At 34.6% G+C, this 16,138-nt stretch carries 16 protein-coding genes; 5 read left to right on the forward strand and 11 right to left on the reverse strand.

Translation table 11 applies throughout. The features are described from left to right. The first annotated feature begins 54 nt into the window (after positions 1–54). A complete protein-coding gene (gene tpx / locus AMQ68_RS05660) occupies positions 55–627 on the forward strand; it encodes a thiol peroxidase (RefSeq protein WP_241775061.1) in 573 nt (190 codons plus the stop codon). Positions 628–1,337: 710 nt separating this feature from the next. Here the strand turns inward: tpx and AMQ68_RS05665 are convergent. Together AMQ68_RS05665 and AMQ68_RS05670 are read right to left on the reverse strand one after the other, a co-directional pair. Next, positions 1,338–2,126 (reverse strand): porin family protein, encoded by a 789-nt coding sequence (locus AMQ68_RS05665; protein WP_054509606.1) that lies wholly within the window; start codon positions 2,124–2,126, stop codon positions 1,338–1,340. A gap of 1 nt (position 2,127) precedes the next feature. Then, positions 2,128–3,213: a PCMD domain-containing protein gene (locus AMQ68_RS05670; protein ID WP_054509607.1), complete on the reverse strand. Its 1,086-nt coding sequence runs from the start codon at positions 3,211–3,213 to the stop codon at positions 2,128–2,130. Between the two features lie 377 nt (positions 3,214–3,590). On the opposite strand from AMQ68_RS05670, the gene AMQ68_RS05675 reads away from it, so the two are divergent. Beyond that, positions 3,591–4,091: a hypothetical protein gene (locus AMQ68_RS05675; RefSeq protein ID WP_054509608.1), complete on the forward strand. Its 501-nt coding sequence runs from the start codon at positions 3,591–3,593 to the stop codon at positions 4,089–4,091. Positions 4,092–4,537: 446 nt separating this feature from the next. On the opposite strand, the gene AMQ68_RS05680 is transcribed toward AMQ68_RS05675, so the two are convergent. The 8 genes from AMQ68_RS05680 to AMQ68_RS05715 all read right to left on the reverse strand — a co-directional run bounded on the left by AMQ68_RS05680 (position 4,538) and on the right by AMQ68_RS05715 (position 11,642). Further along, positions 4,538–5,296 (reverse strand): NAD(P)-binding domain-containing protein, encoded by a 759-nt coding sequence (locus AMQ68_RS05680; protein WP_054509609.1) that lies wholly within the window; start codon positions 5,294–5,296, stop codon positions 4,538–4,540. A gap of 196 nt (positions 5,297–5,492) precedes the next feature. Then, positions 5,493–6,512 (reverse strand): cytochrome-c peroxidase, encoded by a 1,020-nt coding sequence (locus AMQ68_RS05685; RefSeq protein WP_054509610.1) that lies wholly within the window; start codon positions 6,510–6,512, stop codon positions 5,493–5,495. A 21-nt stretch (positions 6,513–6,533) separates the two neighbouring features. After that, entirely contained in the window at positions 6,534–6,833 is a 300-nt protein-coding gene (locus tag AMQ68_RS05690; protein WP_054509611.1) for a type II toxin-antitoxin system RelE/ParE family toxin, read from the reverse strand. Next, entirely contained in the window at positions 6,823–7,161 is a 339-nt protein-coding gene (locus tag AMQ68_RS05695) for a hypothetical protein (RefSeq protein ID WP_054509612.1), read from the reverse strand. The genes AMQ68_RS05690 and AMQ68_RS05695 overlap by 11 nt, the downstream gene beginning before the upstream one ends. 217 nt (positions 7,162–7,378) lie before the next feature. Then, positions 7,379–9,364 carry a urocanate hydratase gene (locus tag AMQ68_RS05700; RefSeq protein ID WP_054509613.1) on the reverse strand — a complete coding sequence of 662 codons (1,986 nt, stop codon included), beginning with the start codon at positions 9,362–9,364 and terminating at the stop codon, positions 7,379–7,381. 247 nt (positions 9,365–9,611) lie between these two features. Beyond that, complete coding sequence (locus tag AMQ68_RS05705) at positions 9,612–10,082, reverse strand: hypothetical protein (protein ID WP_054509614.1); 471 nt, start codon at positions 10,080–10,082, stop codon at positions 9,612–9,614. 200 nt (positions 10,083–10,282) lie between these two features. Continuing rightward, the gene (locus tag AMQ68_RS05710) at positions 10,283–10,576 is read right to left on the reverse strand and encodes a hypothetical protein (protein ID WP_054509615.1); all 294 of its coding nucleotides are present in this window, start codon (positions 10,574–10,576) and stop codon (positions 10,283–10,285) included. A gap of 91 nt (positions 10,577–10,667) precedes the next feature. Then, positions 10,668–11,642, reverse strand: coding sequence for a D-glycerate dehydrogenase (locus tag AMQ68_RS05715; RefSeq protein WP_054509616.1), 975 nt, complete (start codon positions 11,640–11,642; stop codon positions 10,668–10,670). Between the two features lie 536 nt (positions 11,643–12,178). On the opposite strand from AMQ68_RS05715, the gene AMQ68_RS05720 reads away from it, so the two are divergent. Beyond that, positions 12,179–13,156, forward strand: coding sequence for a 3-oxoacyl-ACP synthase III family protein (locus tag AMQ68_RS05720; protein ID WP_054509617.1), 978 nt, complete (start codon positions 12,179–12,181; stop codon positions 13,154–13,156). 26 nt (positions 13,157–13,182) lie between these two features. Beyond that, the gene (locus AMQ68_RS05725) at positions 13,183–14,007 is read left to right on the forward strand and encodes an SDR family oxidoreductase (RefSeq protein WP_054509618.1); all 825 of its coding nucleotides are present in this window, start codon (positions 13,183–13,185) and stop codon (positions 14,005–14,007) included. Positions 14,008–14,204: 197 nt separating this feature from the next. On the opposite strand, the gene AMQ68_RS05730 is transcribed toward AMQ68_RS05725, so the two are convergent. Further along, positions 14,205–14,858 (reverse strand): protein-L-isoaspartate(D-aspartate) O-methyltransferase, encoded by a 654-nt coding sequence (locus AMQ68_RS05730; RefSeq protein ID WP_054510035.1) that lies wholly within the window; start codon positions 14,856–14,858, stop codon positions 14,205–14,207. Between the two features lie 134 nt (positions 14,859–14,992). Between AMQ68_RS05730 and AMQ68_RS05735 the strand changes: the two genes are divergently transcribed. After that, a complete protein-coding gene (locus tag AMQ68_RS05735) occupies positions 14,993–15,955 on the forward strand; it encodes a Gfo/Idh/MocA family protein (protein WP_054509619.1) in 963 nt (320 codons plus the stop codon). Positions 15,956–16,138: the final 183 nt, after the last annotated feature.

Raw genomic sequence — 16,138 nt, forward strand, 5'->3', positions numbered from 1 at the left:
ACATACAATCATTTGTAGTTAAAAAAATCAAACAGACTTAAAAAAATTAACATTATGTTTTCAAAATTAATTTTCAGCGCAGCAATATTTTTCTCAACATTGAGTTTTGCTCAAAATGCTAAAACAGCCAATACCGTTTTAATGGGAGGAAAGCCTGTACATACGTATGCTAAATTACCTGCCGTAAATAAAGCAGCCCCCAAGTTTACGCTTACCGATGTTACCATGAAAGATCAAACCCTTGATTCTTACAAAGGAAAATTTTTGATCCTTAATATTTTCCCGAGTGTAGATACCGGAGTTTGTTCGGCTTCTGTGCGTCATTTCAATGAAGATGCGGCTAATATTCCAAATACGGTTGTTCTTTGTATTTCTAAAGATTTGCCATTTGCTCAAAAGAGATTTTGTGGTGCTGAAGGCATCAAAAATGTTGTAATGCTTTCAGATTTCCGTTCTGATTTTGGAAAAACATATGGTGTAGAAATTACAGATTCTGTGATGAAAGGTCTTTTAAGCAGAGCTGTTGTGGTGATTGATCCTTCAGGAAAAATTGTTTATGAAGAGCAGGTGGCTGATATTTCACAAGAACCTAATTACGAAGCAGCGATTAAAGCAGCTAAAAATTAAGTAGCTTTTTAAAATAAATTGAAAACCCTCTAGCGATTAATATTGTTAGAGGGTTTTTGGTAATGTAGAATGGTTAAACTTTATCTTGTTGGTTGGTTTTCGCAAAGGCGCAAGTAGATTTATAAGGTGTATGCTTTTAGGCGCAAGGATTTTATCTACGATAAAATGGATTATGTTATAGATGAACTTACACTTTGTCAGAGCTAAACAAAGTTTGGTTGAGATTCTTTCAGAATGACAAAAGACATTAAATAATATTAGAACGAAAATCTGCGATTTTCTTGCGCCTTACAACAGCTTAAAGATTAGAAAACTTTGCGTCTTCGCGATTATCCAACAAAAAGAGACTCTGGTAATCAAAAATTACTGAAGGTTTTTTGGTGATATAAGAATGGTTAAACTTTATCTTGTTGGTTGGTTTTCGCAAAGGCGCAAGGAGATTTATAAGGTGTATGCTTTTAAGGCGCAAGGATTTTATCTACGATAAAATGGATTATGTTAGAGATGAACTTACATTTTGTCAGAGCTAAACAAAGTTTGGTTGAGATTCTTTCAGAATGACAAAAGAGATTAAATAATATTAGAACGAAAATCTGCGATTTTCTTGCGCCTTAAAGCTGCCTAAAGATTAAAAAACTTTGCGTCTTCGCGATTATCCAACAAAAATACATTCTTCTTTTAATCACCTCATCCAGATGAATCACCTCAACTCAAAAACTATATCCCGCTCCTACATTCAGGTAAACAGGTCTCATTTTAAAAGATATTGTTTTAAAGTCTGATTTAAATACATTATTTAATCCAACACTTAAATCACTAAAGACATTAAGATGTTTAGAGAACTTCCAATTAGCCCCTAATTGAATTCCATAAGAAAAATGGCGCAGGTCATTGGAGAAATCATAAGAAGCCGTTTTATCGCCTTCGAAAACAACTTTAGCGCCAGTAGGATCTCCCTCACGTAAGTAGCCATCAAAAACATATCCTGAGAAATTTTTATCGATGAGCAATGACCAGAAAGCACCTCCTGAAAAAGACCATCGGTTGTTCATCTTATACGCGACCAACGTCGGAATGGTGATATAAGAATTGGCTACATGGGTAGACACACCGCCTGTCCAGTTTCCAGCTACTTTCTCGCCTTCTCCACCAATAATTTCCATGCTGTAATTTTTAACTCTGGAATCGGCTTTCATTCCTTTATTTTCCAATCGGATACCTGTACTCCATCCCCAAGAACGTGGAGACTGATTCAGCCAATACACCACATTCCCCTCTATGCTCATATTCAGCATTGGATTAAAACTGTTCAGTTCACGAATTTCAGCAGGCAATGGAATCGGCGTAACGCCACCAATATTCACGCCTACTCTCAACTGATATACGAGGACCCCCGATTCCTTTGGAGCAGGCTCCAGATCTTGTGCACAAATCAATGAATTTCCTCCGAAAAGAAACATCGATAATGAGGTACAAAAAAGATATAGATTATTCTTCATTCTAATGGGTTAATTCAATTTCATCAATTAAAAGGGTACTTCCTACCGCACCTGCAAAGGTATCTCCATCAATACTTGAGGTAAAGACAAGCGAGAGACTATATTTTCCGTCTATTAATTTTTGTTGGTCTATTGTCTGATTATTGATGACATCAAAAGGAATATAAAAAGCCGTCCAATCCGAAGCTTCAATTCGCTGCGCATCTGTAACACGGGCAATAGAAAAAATATTGGGATGGGTGAACTTATTGGTTCCGTCAAGGAATTTCAAATTGGCATCTGTTTCAAAGAAAACAGCATAGATATCCCAAGTGTCTTTCTTGTTGGGTTGTACGACTCCGCCTTCTCTGTATACCGGTCCGGCGGTATATTTAAAAAAACCTTTTACCCCTTTCGGAACAAGATCTACAGGCACTCCCAGATGTAAACTTTTCAAAGGATTGGAAATGGAAGATCCCAAATCAAATTCTCCCATAAACAAGTTTCCTGCTGCCATAGGTTTTCCCATTATCGCTCCTAAGTTTCCGGTAGACTGAGTGGTTAATTTTACCCCTTGCCCTACTTTGCCATCTGCCAAACGAGCCGTTGGATACCCTTCCGGATTGGATGACGCTCCCGTTAAGCTGAAACCTGCATTGCCACTGGCCCAGTCCATGATATTCTGATTATTTTGATCTGTTTCAAAAAACACATCATATTTACCATTTTCAAGGCGTACATTTTCAAAACTGAACTTAGAACCAATGGTTGAAATAATATAAGAAACCTCATATTTCTTTTGGTATTGATGATCCTCCGAGGTTACCGTATAGATTTGAGGCTTCGTGAAATTAAGAACCGTTCCACTTTTTGGAAAGATCGTTGCACCTGGCGTTAAGGTAAAAGTTGGCGCTTGTTGAGTTAAATCTGTCGATGATTTTACTAATATCTGAATACGATCATTTTGTAAAATAGGATCTTTTCTCAGAATAAGCGGATCTACATCGCAGGATATAATATCAGCTTCAGCATTGGGAAGTTCCGGCCGAATGCACGACCAACAAAAACAGCTGACGATGAGCAATAGAATAAGGTTAAAGTTTTTCATAGATTAGGGAATAAAAACAAGACGAACTTTTGAAAAGCCCGTCTTGAAGGTATGAATATTTTTTTTAATCGGTTAAATCGGGTTTTATATTTTCTTCAGCATAAGGCATTAACTAGTATTTTTTTAACAATACATACGACAAAGTTACTGATGAAGGTAGCTTATTCAGAATCAATATAATTGATTCAATTCTTTGCTCACTCAAATTTGAAGAGTTAACCATAAATCTTTGCGTTAAAAAACTTTCAACTTGATCTTTAATATTTTCAGTAATCCATCATAAAAAAGCTAAGCTGAGTTGAATTAAGTTTACAATAGTGAGAAACCATTATTGCTATTACGTTCATTTCTTTATATTTGATAGAAAAATTCATAAAATGAAGGATGAAAATATAAATAAATTGAATTCTCTATTTTCAAATTTAAAATCAGAAGATCAAAAACTGAAAGAAAGTCTGGAAAAAAAGAAAAGTGAAGAGGATCTGTTTATTGAGAGTTTTAAAATAGTATGCAAAGATCTGATTGATCCTAAAATGTTGGAATTTAGGACAATGTTGAGAGAGAATGGATATGGTTGTAAAATTACATTTACCGAAGAAAATACCAACAAATTAGGCATTAATGGTTATCCTAATATAAAGCTTCAGATTTCCAGAAATCTTGATTCTAATTTCTATGCCAATAATAAGTTCCCCCATATCATGTTTGCTGCCGACAAAAACACCAGAAAAATTGTAATTCATCAGGATACCATTTTTCAAAATAGCACAGGAAATGCAGCTATGAAAGAACAATCATACACCGCCGATACATTAAACGAAGAAAACATAGAACAGGAAATTCTTGATTCTATTGAACAAATATTGGTGAATAAGTGAAAGCTTTTAGTGATTTATTAACTGATTTTTATTGGTTTAAATAAGGTACGAGTAAGATGCTCGCACCAGCATAGAGTATATCTAAATGATAAAAATTTCGAAATTCATTGTAGTATTGCCATCTTTTAAAATTACAACATTGAAATATTAAGCGACCACAATGGGATTTGAATATAAATTAAAAGCAAAGCTTACTGAAAGGCAAACTACTGAAATTCAATATTTGCTTGAAAACACTTCATTTTTTGAGATGAATTAAAAATCTATATGGCGGATAATCAAATTGAATATGAGGTAATTGATTATCAAGAATAAAAACAGCAAATATTACTAAGGTACGAGCAAGATGCTCGCACCAGCAGCTTAGTAAATTATTCGCTTGAAAAAGATATAATTTCTATTATTAATATGAAATTGAAAACCTGCCTCACAGCAGGTTTCATCATTTACAAATGAAAATACCTCGGATCCGGATATTCAAATTCAAAATCCAACTCTGTAATTAATTTTGCAGACGATATCGTTCTTCCTTGAGTAGTACGTTCCCCTGAATATGGTAAATCTTTCTGAGCATTGATGATCTCTTCTTTATTTGGATGAACAGGCGCCACGACATTATACACTTTAGAATGAGATTCATTGTTCAGCATTTTTTCAACAACCGAACAAATATCAGCATAATGAATATGATTCACCAACAGATCCAAATTAGAGATATTATAATTTTTCAACAATCGTTGATCTCCCATTAATCCAGCCAATCTTAAAATATTGACTTGAGGAAATTTGTTTTTTATCACACACTCGCTTGGAATATCGTCCACCGATTTGTCGTCTTCCGTAAATTCTTTTTCAGTTTGGGGATAGACTCCCGTAGAACTCATCAAATAAAGCTGACCTTTATAATCTCCAAGAAACGCCAACAAATTCTGACCTCGTTCCTGTAATGGAATTTCAGCACCTCTTACGCCTGCAAAAGGAACCGTAATAATCACAGCATCCAATTGAGGTGCTACCTCCCATTCTGTAATCGTTTCAAGATGTTCATCCGGAAAATCAACCACTGTGGTATGATATCCTTTTGACGATAAATCTTCTATTTTAGATGGGGACGTCGTGGTCGTGAAAATTTCATATTGATTCGATAATCTCTCCGCAATATGACCTCCCAGCCATCCGCATCCTATAATTCCTATTTTTTTCATTGTTTAACTCTTTTTTTTAACACTAATTACTCTAATATTTTTCACAAATAACACTAATTAAAGATTCGTGAAAACTTGTAAAATCATTTGTGATATTATCGTTTTATTTAAACACAAATGGCTCTAATATTTTTCACTAATAACACTAATTAAAGATTCGTGAAAATTTGTAAACTCATTTGTGATATTAGTGTTTTTATTTATTGTTTTTTTTGTATTCCCTATTTGAAACCATCACAGAATCGTTAAGCGTTCTCAAAAAGGCCAACAGATTTTCTTTTTCTTTTGCTGTAAAAACAATCGGATGTTGAAGTTCTTTCGCTAGGGTCGGGCTTTTTTCTATGCCTTTTTCATAATGTTCCAATACTTTATTCAGGGTTTGAAATCTACCGTCATGCATGTAAGGATAGGTATAAGAAAGGTTTCTGAGACTTGGAATTTTGAACATCAGTTTGTCTTCCGGCTCCATTGTTTTATTCCATTTTCCGTAATCTTTGAGATTAGGGTTGATGGGAAGTCCATTATTTGCAAAACCATAACTGGAAAACAAAGGCTCGGTATGACACGAACTGCATTTGTTTTTGAATACTTGATATCCATTCTCTTCTGTTTCCGTAAATCTAGCTTTTCCTTGCTTTACTTTATCATATTTAGCATTTGCTGAAACAATGGTTAGTTGAAACTGCGAAAGGGCTTTCATAACCCGTTCCGTGGTTGCCAAACTGTCTCCAAAACTTCTATAGAAAAGCGTTTTATATTCTTTTGACTTATTGAGTTTTCGAACAACCGCATTGATGTCCTCACCCATTTCTTTAGGATGATTGATCGGCGCCAACGCCTGAACATCAATATTTCCCACTGAGCCATCCCACATGAATTTCTTCTGCCACGCAAGGTTGAATATCGCAGGTGAATTTCGGTCTCCTATTCCATCTTCAATTCCTTTGCTTAAACCATTTCCTACATGGGAAAAAGCCTGATTTGAATTATGACAGGAAGAACACGAAATCGTATGATCTCTCGATAAAATTGGGTCGTAAAATAGTTTTCTGCCCAATTCTATTTTAGCACGTTTCAAAGGATTTGCTTTAAAGTCGTACATCGGTTTCGGAAAATAAGAAGGATAAACCAACGGAAGCTCCTGAAGGCTGTAAAATGCCATCAGTATAAACAATGAAAGAATTCCGAGAGGTTTTAGTTTTGCGTACACGATCATTTGAGATCTTCTGTTTTGGATTTATGTTGTCACAGATTTGTAATTTTCATCTGGGTCTTGGAAGTTTTGGAGAATACGATGGATATACAAAACATCATCTCCGTAACTATAAATAACTGTATTATGTTTTGTCAATATAAATTTATAAAAATGAGTGTCTTCATATTTCTGAAAAATCACTTTTTTAATAAGTAAAATATCTATCGCCTTTTGAAATTTGTGAAAAAAATCTATCAAAACATCTATATTCCATTCTTCAAGAAGATAAGATTCAATATTTAGAAGATCTTCTTGCGCTTTTTCAGAAACTTCATAACGCATCTTTTCTGTACTTTTCTATACGTTTTTTCATATTTTCCAAAACAATTTCTCCTGGAATTCCTTTTCCATTTCTAAAATCTTCCTCACTCTTTCTCAACGATTCCAGAATTTCTTCTTTGGTTTCATTTCTCCACTGTTTTACTTCAATAGTTTTTGAAATGATTAAAAGCTCTTCCGGGGTAAATCTTTTTTCTTTCAGTTTTTTGAAAAAAGTAGGCTTTTTAATTCCAGATTTCTCAATGATATACGACATTTTGAATGGGGAATTTTTTAAAATCTCATCGATGCTATTTTGAATTTCGATATATTTTTCTATTTCCGCTATCATTATCTTATGTTTTTTGGTATCGATTTATGATACAAATATAGGAAATATATGATTTATTTAAATTACATTTTAGATTTAAAATAGATTATTGTTTTCATAAAAAACAAAGAAACCTGCCTCACAGCAGGTTTTTATATATTCCGTCATTACGAGGAACGAAGCAATCTATTCAAAGTAGTTCTAGATTGCTTCGTCTTTCATCCTCGCAATGACGTCCTTAAAACAAATTCTCATCCACAAAATTCGGCAACGTCACTTTCAAATTCGGTTCCATTTCCATCGCTCTTTTGATTGCGAAAACGGCACCCTCATTTCTAGCCCAGCTTCTTCTTGAAATCCCGTTGTTAACATCCCAGAAAAGCATTGATTTTAATCTTCTGTCAGCATCATCGCTTCCATCTAGCAACATTCCGAAACCACCGTTGACTACTTCTCCCCAGCCAACTCCGCCTCCATTGTGAATGGAAACCCAAGTTGCACCACGGAAACTGTCACCGATCACATTTTGTATCGCCATATCTGCTGTAAACCTTGAACCGTCATAAATATTGGAAGTCTCTCTGTAAGGCGAATCTGTTCCCGAAACATCATGATGATCTCTTCCTAAAACGACAGGTCCGATTTCTCCATTTTTGATGGCTTTGTTGAAAGCTTCTGCAATTTTCATTCTTCCTTCTGCATCGGCGTATAAGATTCTCGCTTGAGAACCAACGACCAATTTATTTTCCTGTGCTCCTTTGATCCACTGAATATTATCTTTCATCTGCTGCTGAATTTCTTCAGGAGATGTTTTGATCATTTCTTCTAAAACCTGGCACGCAATTTCATCCGTTTTCTGTAAATCTTCCGGTTTTCCGCTTGAGCAAACCCAACGGAATGGTCCGAAACCATAATCAAAACACATCGGTCCCATAATATCCTGAACATAACTCGGATATTTAAATTCTTTTCCAATCGTCGGGTTATCTGACATTACATCCGCTCCGGCTCTTGAAGCTTCCAATAAAAAGGCATTTCCGTAATCGAAGAAATACGTTCCTTTTTCTGTATGTTTATTGATGGCTGCCGCATGTCTTCTTAAAGTTTCCTGAACTTTTTCTTTGAATAATTCAGGATCTTCCGCCATCATTTTGTTGGACTCTTCAAAACTTTGTCCTGCAGGATAATATCCTCCAGCCCAAGGGTTGTGAAGGGATGTTTGATCTGAACCAATATCAATTCTTAAATTTTCCTGATCAAATTTTTCCCAAACCTCAACGATGTTTCCAAGATAAGCTAGAGAAACGGTCTCTTTACTGTCTTGAGCTTTCTTGACTCTTGCTACCAATTCATCCAGATTTTCGTGAATTTCATTCACCCATTTTTGCTCATGACGAATTTTTGTGATCTTTGGATTTACCTCAGCACAAACCGTAACACAACCTGCAATATTTCCTGCTTTTGGCTGAGCTCCACTCATTCCTCCTAAACCAGACGTAATGAAAAGTCCACCTTTGGGTTCTTTATTGATTTTTCTGAAAGCATTTAGCACCGTAATCGTTGTTCCATGAACAATCCCTTGCGGACCAATGTACATATAACTTCCAGCGGTCATTTGCCCGTATTGCGTAACTCCAAGTGCATTGAATTTCTCCCAATCATCCGGCTTAGAATAATTTGGGATCATCATTCCATTGGTTACCACCACTCTCGGCGCATCTTTATGAGAAGGAAATAAACCCATCGGATGTCCTGAATACATGGTCAGCGTCTGCTCATTTGTCATTTCCGACAAATACTTCATGGTTAAAAGATATTGAGCCCAGTTGGAGAAAACAGCTCCATTTCCACCGTATGTAATTAATTCGTGAGGATGTTGAGCCACTGCATAATCCAGATTATTCTGAATCATCAACATAATCGATTTTGCCTGCTCAGATTTTCCTGGATATTCTGAAATTGGTCTTGCCTTCATTTCATAATCCGGACGGAAACGGTACATGTAAATTCTACCGTATTTTTCTAATTCTTCTTTAAATTCAGGCAATAATTCTGCATGAAACTGAGGTTCGAAATAACGCAACGCATTTTTTAAGGCTAGTTTTTTCTCTTCTTCCCCTAAAATTTCTTTACGCTTTGGCGCATGATTTATATTGGTATCGTATGGTTTTGGTTGAGGTAATTGATTAGGAATACCCTGCTGTATTTGTTCTTGGAAAGTCATATTGCTATATAAAGTTCTTAGTTTAATTTGAAAGTCTTAAAGATATTCAAATTAGAAAATACAATGCAACTAAACGATAAAAATTCCTCATCACGAAAATTCCTCTCCTATGAAGGGGTGGAAATTTTTTTTGAAAGGATAATGAATCAAATACCCCAAATGAAGCACAGTATCTTTTAAACTAAGAGGATCATGAAATTTTTAAGAATGAAATATCTTCTATAATTACTGGAAAAGTTTAAAAAAATTAGCGGAGAAGATACCAGATTAAAACACCAATTCCGGTATAAGCAGCAACAGTAATGATATCAGCTATGGGTTGTGAAAAGCGTTTTTCCGCAATTTTCTCACCATTGATCTGATTCTTATGGAATTTCAGAATTTTTTTAGGATTACTAATAGGATGTGCAACCAGACTATCGCTTTCCCATTTGTCAACTATTATTTTATAGCTCTTACCGTCAACATCAATTTTAAATTTCTTGTTAGGGGCAAGTTTCTCTTGAATATTAATCGGGATAGGCATTGGCTGAGACTTCAGGACTTGGGATTCAGCTGTTGAACTTCTCAGTTGTGTAGAAGTATCATTAGCAAGAGTTGGACTCTTTTTAGATTCTTTGTTATTGTCAGTGGGTGTATCCGCCTGTTTCTTAACTTGGTAAGTATAGCAACTGATAAGAGAAAATGACAGTATGATGAGATAAAGATTCTTTTGCATTGGCCAAATTTAAGAATTAAACGGAATATTTAGTATTTTCTTTTGAAAGATCCTGATTTTTTGTTTTTATCTTATTAATCATCCCGTCTTCTTACTTTGATCAAATCCACCTTTTCAGAGGAGAAAAATTCTACTTAAAGGTAAACGATGTGTTTCTGCTTCAAAAAAAAACCTCACTGCTATCAGTAAGGTTTATTATTCTAAGTAAGTACGTCATCGTTGGTTTCCTCGTGGTCGTCATTATTATCACTTGTACTCCAATAGTTATTTTCTTCATCTTCGGAGCCTATTTCTTCCATTTCATCGTCGTCTTCAACTCCGGGAATATCCAGTCCTTTATCAATCTTATCATCATCCAAATCTTCATTTAAAATAGGATTCCCATCGCCATCCAAAGGAATATGTTTCTCTTTGTTGAAAATATCTTCATTGGGATTATAATCCATCTCTTCCAACTTTCTGTTTTGGGCATTTGTATTATCTTCAGGTATCATAATTTGAGTATTTAATGTTGAATATTATGAAGTCAAAAATGGTTCCAAGTTCCGCATTTATAGAAATATTTAAATCTAAATTTAGTTTTCATTAAATTTTGTAAACCTCAGGATTAGCACAATTCGGCATTTTTTCCCCTTTTGAAAAAGCGATGATATTTTCTGCGGCTACTTTTGCCATTCCGTTTCTCGCTTCAATGGTTGCTGAACCAATATGCGGAAGTACACAAACACTTGAAAGCTCTAAAATTGGATCATCCTTAAAAATCGGTTCCGGATTGGTAACATCTAAACCGGCTCCCCAAATCTGTTTTGAAACCAATGCTTCATACAAGTCTTTTTGATTATGAAAACCACCTCGAGCTGTATTAATGAATATAGCATTGGGTTTCATTTTTTCAAAAACGGAAGCATTAAAAAGATCTTTTTGGTCGGGAACAAAATTAGCGTGAATACTCAATACATCAGATTGCTCAATTAATTCATCGAAAGAAACATAGGTTGCATTAAGTTCTTTTTCTGCTTCTTCATTATGATGGCGATTGTGATAAATAATATTCATATCAAACGCTTTTTTACATTTTTTGGCCATTTCAAAACCTATTCTTCCCAATCCGAAAATACCTAACGTTTTCCCGTACAATTCTTGTCCTAAAGCATGTAAAGGATCAAAATCTCCCCAATTTCCCTCTTTTACTTTTTGGAAATTAAAACTTGCCCTCCTTGCAACCGATTGCATTAATAAAAATGCAACATCTGAAGTGGCTTTGCTTAACACATCTGGTGTATTTCCGATGGGAATATTCTTTTGGGTAGCTGATGTAATATCCACATGATCAAATCCTACAGAATACAAAGCAATTGCTTTTACATTAGGGCATTGATCAAAAAAATCATGATCGAATATATTGTGTCCTACATTTAAGATAGCATCTGCATTTTCACAATACTTCAACCATTCTTCATGAGGGAAATTTTCATGTGATGGGAATGTAACTTCCAATCCTGCCTCTTCCAGCATTTTGATTCCTATTTCTGGAATTCTTTTGTTGATGAATACTTTCATTATTTATTTTGTAATTAATTATTAAAGCTTTTAAAATAGAAAGCCTCACTCCTACTACCATGAGGTATTAATGCATATATTCCCTAAGTTATTTCAATAGACATTTTTTAATTGAATGTGCAAATTGTAAGCATAAATTATATATCCTTATTGAATGATTTTTTGATTTTCAATTTTCATATCAACAAAATATGATTGACTTATTGAGAATAACCACTTGCATCTCAATCTAATTGTTTTGCATATTTTTTGAATGTTACTAAAATTATAGGATGATTTTAAATCTGTATGCATTCATAACCCTCAACATTGTAGAAATTCGACAATAAAAACGATACAATTTTCATTCCGAAACAATCCTAAACATTCATATTTATACTACAGGATTTAAGAGTTATCTTCAAAAAACAGCATATTTAAAACAAGTAAAAAAATCAACAAAAAGACAGTTGTTTAATATAATTATTACTAGATTTGTTTTGTTTTTAAATTAAAATCAAAATTTAAAACAAATTAATCAACATAACACAAATACGATGACTAAAAAAAATGCCTTTATAAAAGGTACAGGATCTTATGTACCTCCAAAAATTTTAAAAAACGATTTCTTTGAAGCTATTGGTTCTTCTGATGAATGGATCTATAAAAATTTGGGGATCAAAGAGCGCAGAATTGCAGAGGGTGAAGTAACCAGTGACTTGGCTTATAAAGCAGGATTAGAAGCTTTAAAAGAAGCCAATATAAAACCAGAAGAAATAGATTTGATAATCGTAGCAACGTCTACTCCAGATAGGCAGGCACCTTCCACAGCGTGCTTTGTTCAGGAAAAAATGGAAGCTTATCAGGCAGTAGCATTTGATATTTCAGCAGTCTGTTCGGGCGGATTATACGGAATTGCCATAGGTTGCCAGTTTATAGAAACAGGGATGTATCAAAATGTTTTAGTTATTGGTGCTGATACCTTTTCAACGATTACCGATTGGGAAAGAAAAGATTCGGTTTTTTTCGGAGATGGTGCCGGTGCCATATTACTTTCGGCTACCACGGAAGACAAAGGATTTTTTGATTTTAAACTTCACGCAGACGGTCGAGGTAAATATCATTTTAATATTCCTGCCGGAGGTTCTGAAATGCCTGCATCTGAAGAAACATTGAAACAGAAACTTCATTATTTTCAGATGAATGGCAAGGAAGTTTTTAATACGGCAACCAAAGTTCTCCCTGAAACTATTACTGAAATTCTTGAGGCTAATAAACTTTCCGCAGATGATGTAGATTGGGTAATTCCGCATCAGCCGAGTATCAGAATTCTTCAGGAAACAGCCAGAAAAGTGAACATCCCTTTTGAAAAGGTAATGACCAATATGGATAAATACGCCAATACCTCTGGAGGAACCATCCCGATTGTTCTCGACGAAACGTATAAAAGTGGAAAAATACAACCCGGAAACATCCTTCTATTTGCTGCCGTAGGTTCAGGATGGACATGGGGAACAGCGCTTTACAAGGCTTAGAAATTAATATTTAATATAGAAAAATTATGCTGAAAGATCAGACATTCCTCATTACAGGTATTGCGGATGAAAATTCCCTTGCCATGAAAACCGCTGAAAAGATCCTTGAAAATAACGGAAATGTAGTATGCGCCGGATTAGGAGTTACTCCTTTTCACAAAAATATTTCTGAAAAAGCTCAGGGGTTTCTTCATAAAAACTATACCGACTTTCAAACCGCTTGCCACAAAGTTTTAGGAGATCAGGTGTACACCGCTCCTCTAGATGTTACCCTGCCCGAAAGTTTGGATTTTCTGGCGAAAGATCTTCATCAAAAGGACATTAAACTTAATGGTTTTCTTCATGCTATCGCAATGGATAAGACCATCAGACAAAAAGCTGTAAAACCAATGCTGGAGGTTACCGTAGAAGAATTTAATGAAACCATGAATGTTTCAGCATTTTCTTTGATTTCCTTGTCGCAAGCTTTACTTTCTAATAATGTTCTTCAGAATGGAGCTTCTATTGTATCACTTAGTTATATTGCAGCCGAAAAAGTTTCGTCTTTTCCTTATATTAATATCAGTATTGCTAAAGCTGCGCTTGAACGTTTAACCTTAGAAATTGCTCATGAATTAGGCAGAAAACATGGGATTCGTGCCAATGCCATTCGTTTTTCACCTTATATGGGAAGTAAAGCCGGAAATGCTACATTGAATGCTGAAGATGTTGAGAAAGCAAATCAAAAAAGTCCGTTAGGAAATGCTTTGCCTGAAGATTTAGCCCACGAAATTGTGCATCTTTTCAGAAAAGAGACAAGAATAACCGGAGAAATCCGCCATGTTGACGGAGGTTTCCATATTATGGGATAATTTATTAAGTTATTAATGTTGGTTATCGCAAAGACGCTATTTTCTAATTCAATTATGCACAATAAGGCGCAAGGATTTTATCTTCGATAGAATTGAATACGTTAACATCACTGAAAATCTTTGATTTTCTAGCGCCTTAAAAAAAGTATTTTTTTATTAATCTTTGCGTCTTAGCGTTTTGCCAACAATTAGAGTTATTATTGATTAGTTTTACCTAGCATCGGAACAAATTTATAAGCTCCAAATTCTTCTTTTTCTATTTCGGTTAAAGAGATTTTGGTAAACCTATACAACACCTGCTCGTCTGTTGGACCTAATGGAATAACCATTTTACCTCCTACTTTTAACTGTTTCAATAATTCGGTAGGTAATACGGAAGCTCCACAAGTCACAATGATTTTATCAAAAGGGGCAAATGTCGGAAGCCCAACAAAACCATCTCCAAAACTCTGAAACTTTGGATACAGATGCATTTCTCTCAGCTTTTTCTTAGAAAAATCGAATAGATCTTTTTGTCTTTCAACTGTATATACCAAACCTTTCATTGCTATAAGCACCGCAGTCTGATAGCCACATCCGGTTCCAATCTCCAATACTTTTTCACCAGCCTTTAATTGTAATAATTCAGATTGCTCTGCAACGGTTGAAGGATGCGAAATAGTCTGATGTGCCAAAATAGGAAAGGCACGGTCTTCATAAGCAAAATCTTCAAAAATACTTTCTATAAAAAGGTGTCTCGGAACTTCATTCATTGCCGAAAGTACATTTTCATCTGAAACTCCAATTCTATATCGAAGATATTCAACCAAATTTTTTCTTTTTCCTTTATGTACAAACGAATCGTGCGTCATTAGATAGTAGTTATTAGGTTTTCGGGTAGTAGTCTGCACAAAAATAATAAAACAAATACTATTTATCAACCTAAAACCTATCATCTATTTCCTAATACCTAAAATCATTATATTTACAGAAATTTAATACAACTATGTTAAAAGCAGGTTTGGTAGGTGCCGGACATTTAGGAAAAATACATTTAAGACTTCTTAATCAGTCAGATAAGTATGAATTTGTAGGTTTCCATGATAAAGATGTAGAAAACGGTAAAAAATTAGAAGCCGAATTAGGATATAAATATTTTGAAAATTTTGATGATCTTTTGGATCAGATCGAGATGTTGGATATTGTAACTCCCACAATTTTTCATTACGATTATGCTTTAAAAGCAATTGATAAAGGACTTCATTTTTTCATCGAGAAACCTGTAACCCATACATTGGAACAAGCAGAAGAAATCCTTCAAAAATGTCGTGAAAATGGGATAAAAGCTCAGGTGGGTCATGTTGAAAGATATAATCCTGCTTTTATGGCTACTAAGGAATACATCAAAAATCCAATGTTCATAGAGATTCACCGATTGGCAGAATTCAACCCTCGAGGAACAGATGTTTCTGTGGTATTGGACTTAATGATTCATGATTTGGATATTTTATTAAGTGTTGTAAAATCTAAGGTTAAAAATATTCACGCAAGCGGTGTGTGTGTAGTAAGTAAAACTCCGGATATTTCTAACGCAAGAATAGAATTTGAAAACGGATGTGTTGCCAATCTTACGACTTCCAGAATTTCAATGAAAGCAATGAGAAAAAGCCGTTTCTTCCAGAAAGATGCTTACATCTCTGTTGATTTCTTAGAAAAGAAAGCAGAAGTTATCCGTATGAAAGATGCTCCTGAAAACCCTACTCCATTTGATATGATCATTGAAAATGCAGATGGAGAGAAAAATCAAATTTTATTTGAATATCCAAATATTCAACCTAATAATGCGATTTTAGATGAGTTGAATTCATTTGCTGATGCCATCACAGAAGATAAAAATGTAGAAGTTTCTTTGGAAGACGGAACTGAAGCGTTGAAAGTGGCTTTGGAGATTATGAGATTGATTTCTTAATTTTTTCAAACACTAATTTCACGAATATTTACACAAATATCACAACTTCAAACATCAATACAAACGGACTAATGTCCGTTTTTTTTATTCATAAATATTTGATTTACCCAAAACACTTAAAGCAATCATTTTGATTATATAACAAAGGCTAATAACCTTCATTAAGTTTTTGATTTCAATTAA

The organism is Chryseobacterium sp. ERMR1:04, from assembly GCF_001297705.1.
GTDB lineage: Bacteria > Bacteroidota > Bacteroidia > Flavobacteriales > Weeksellaceae > Chryseobacterium.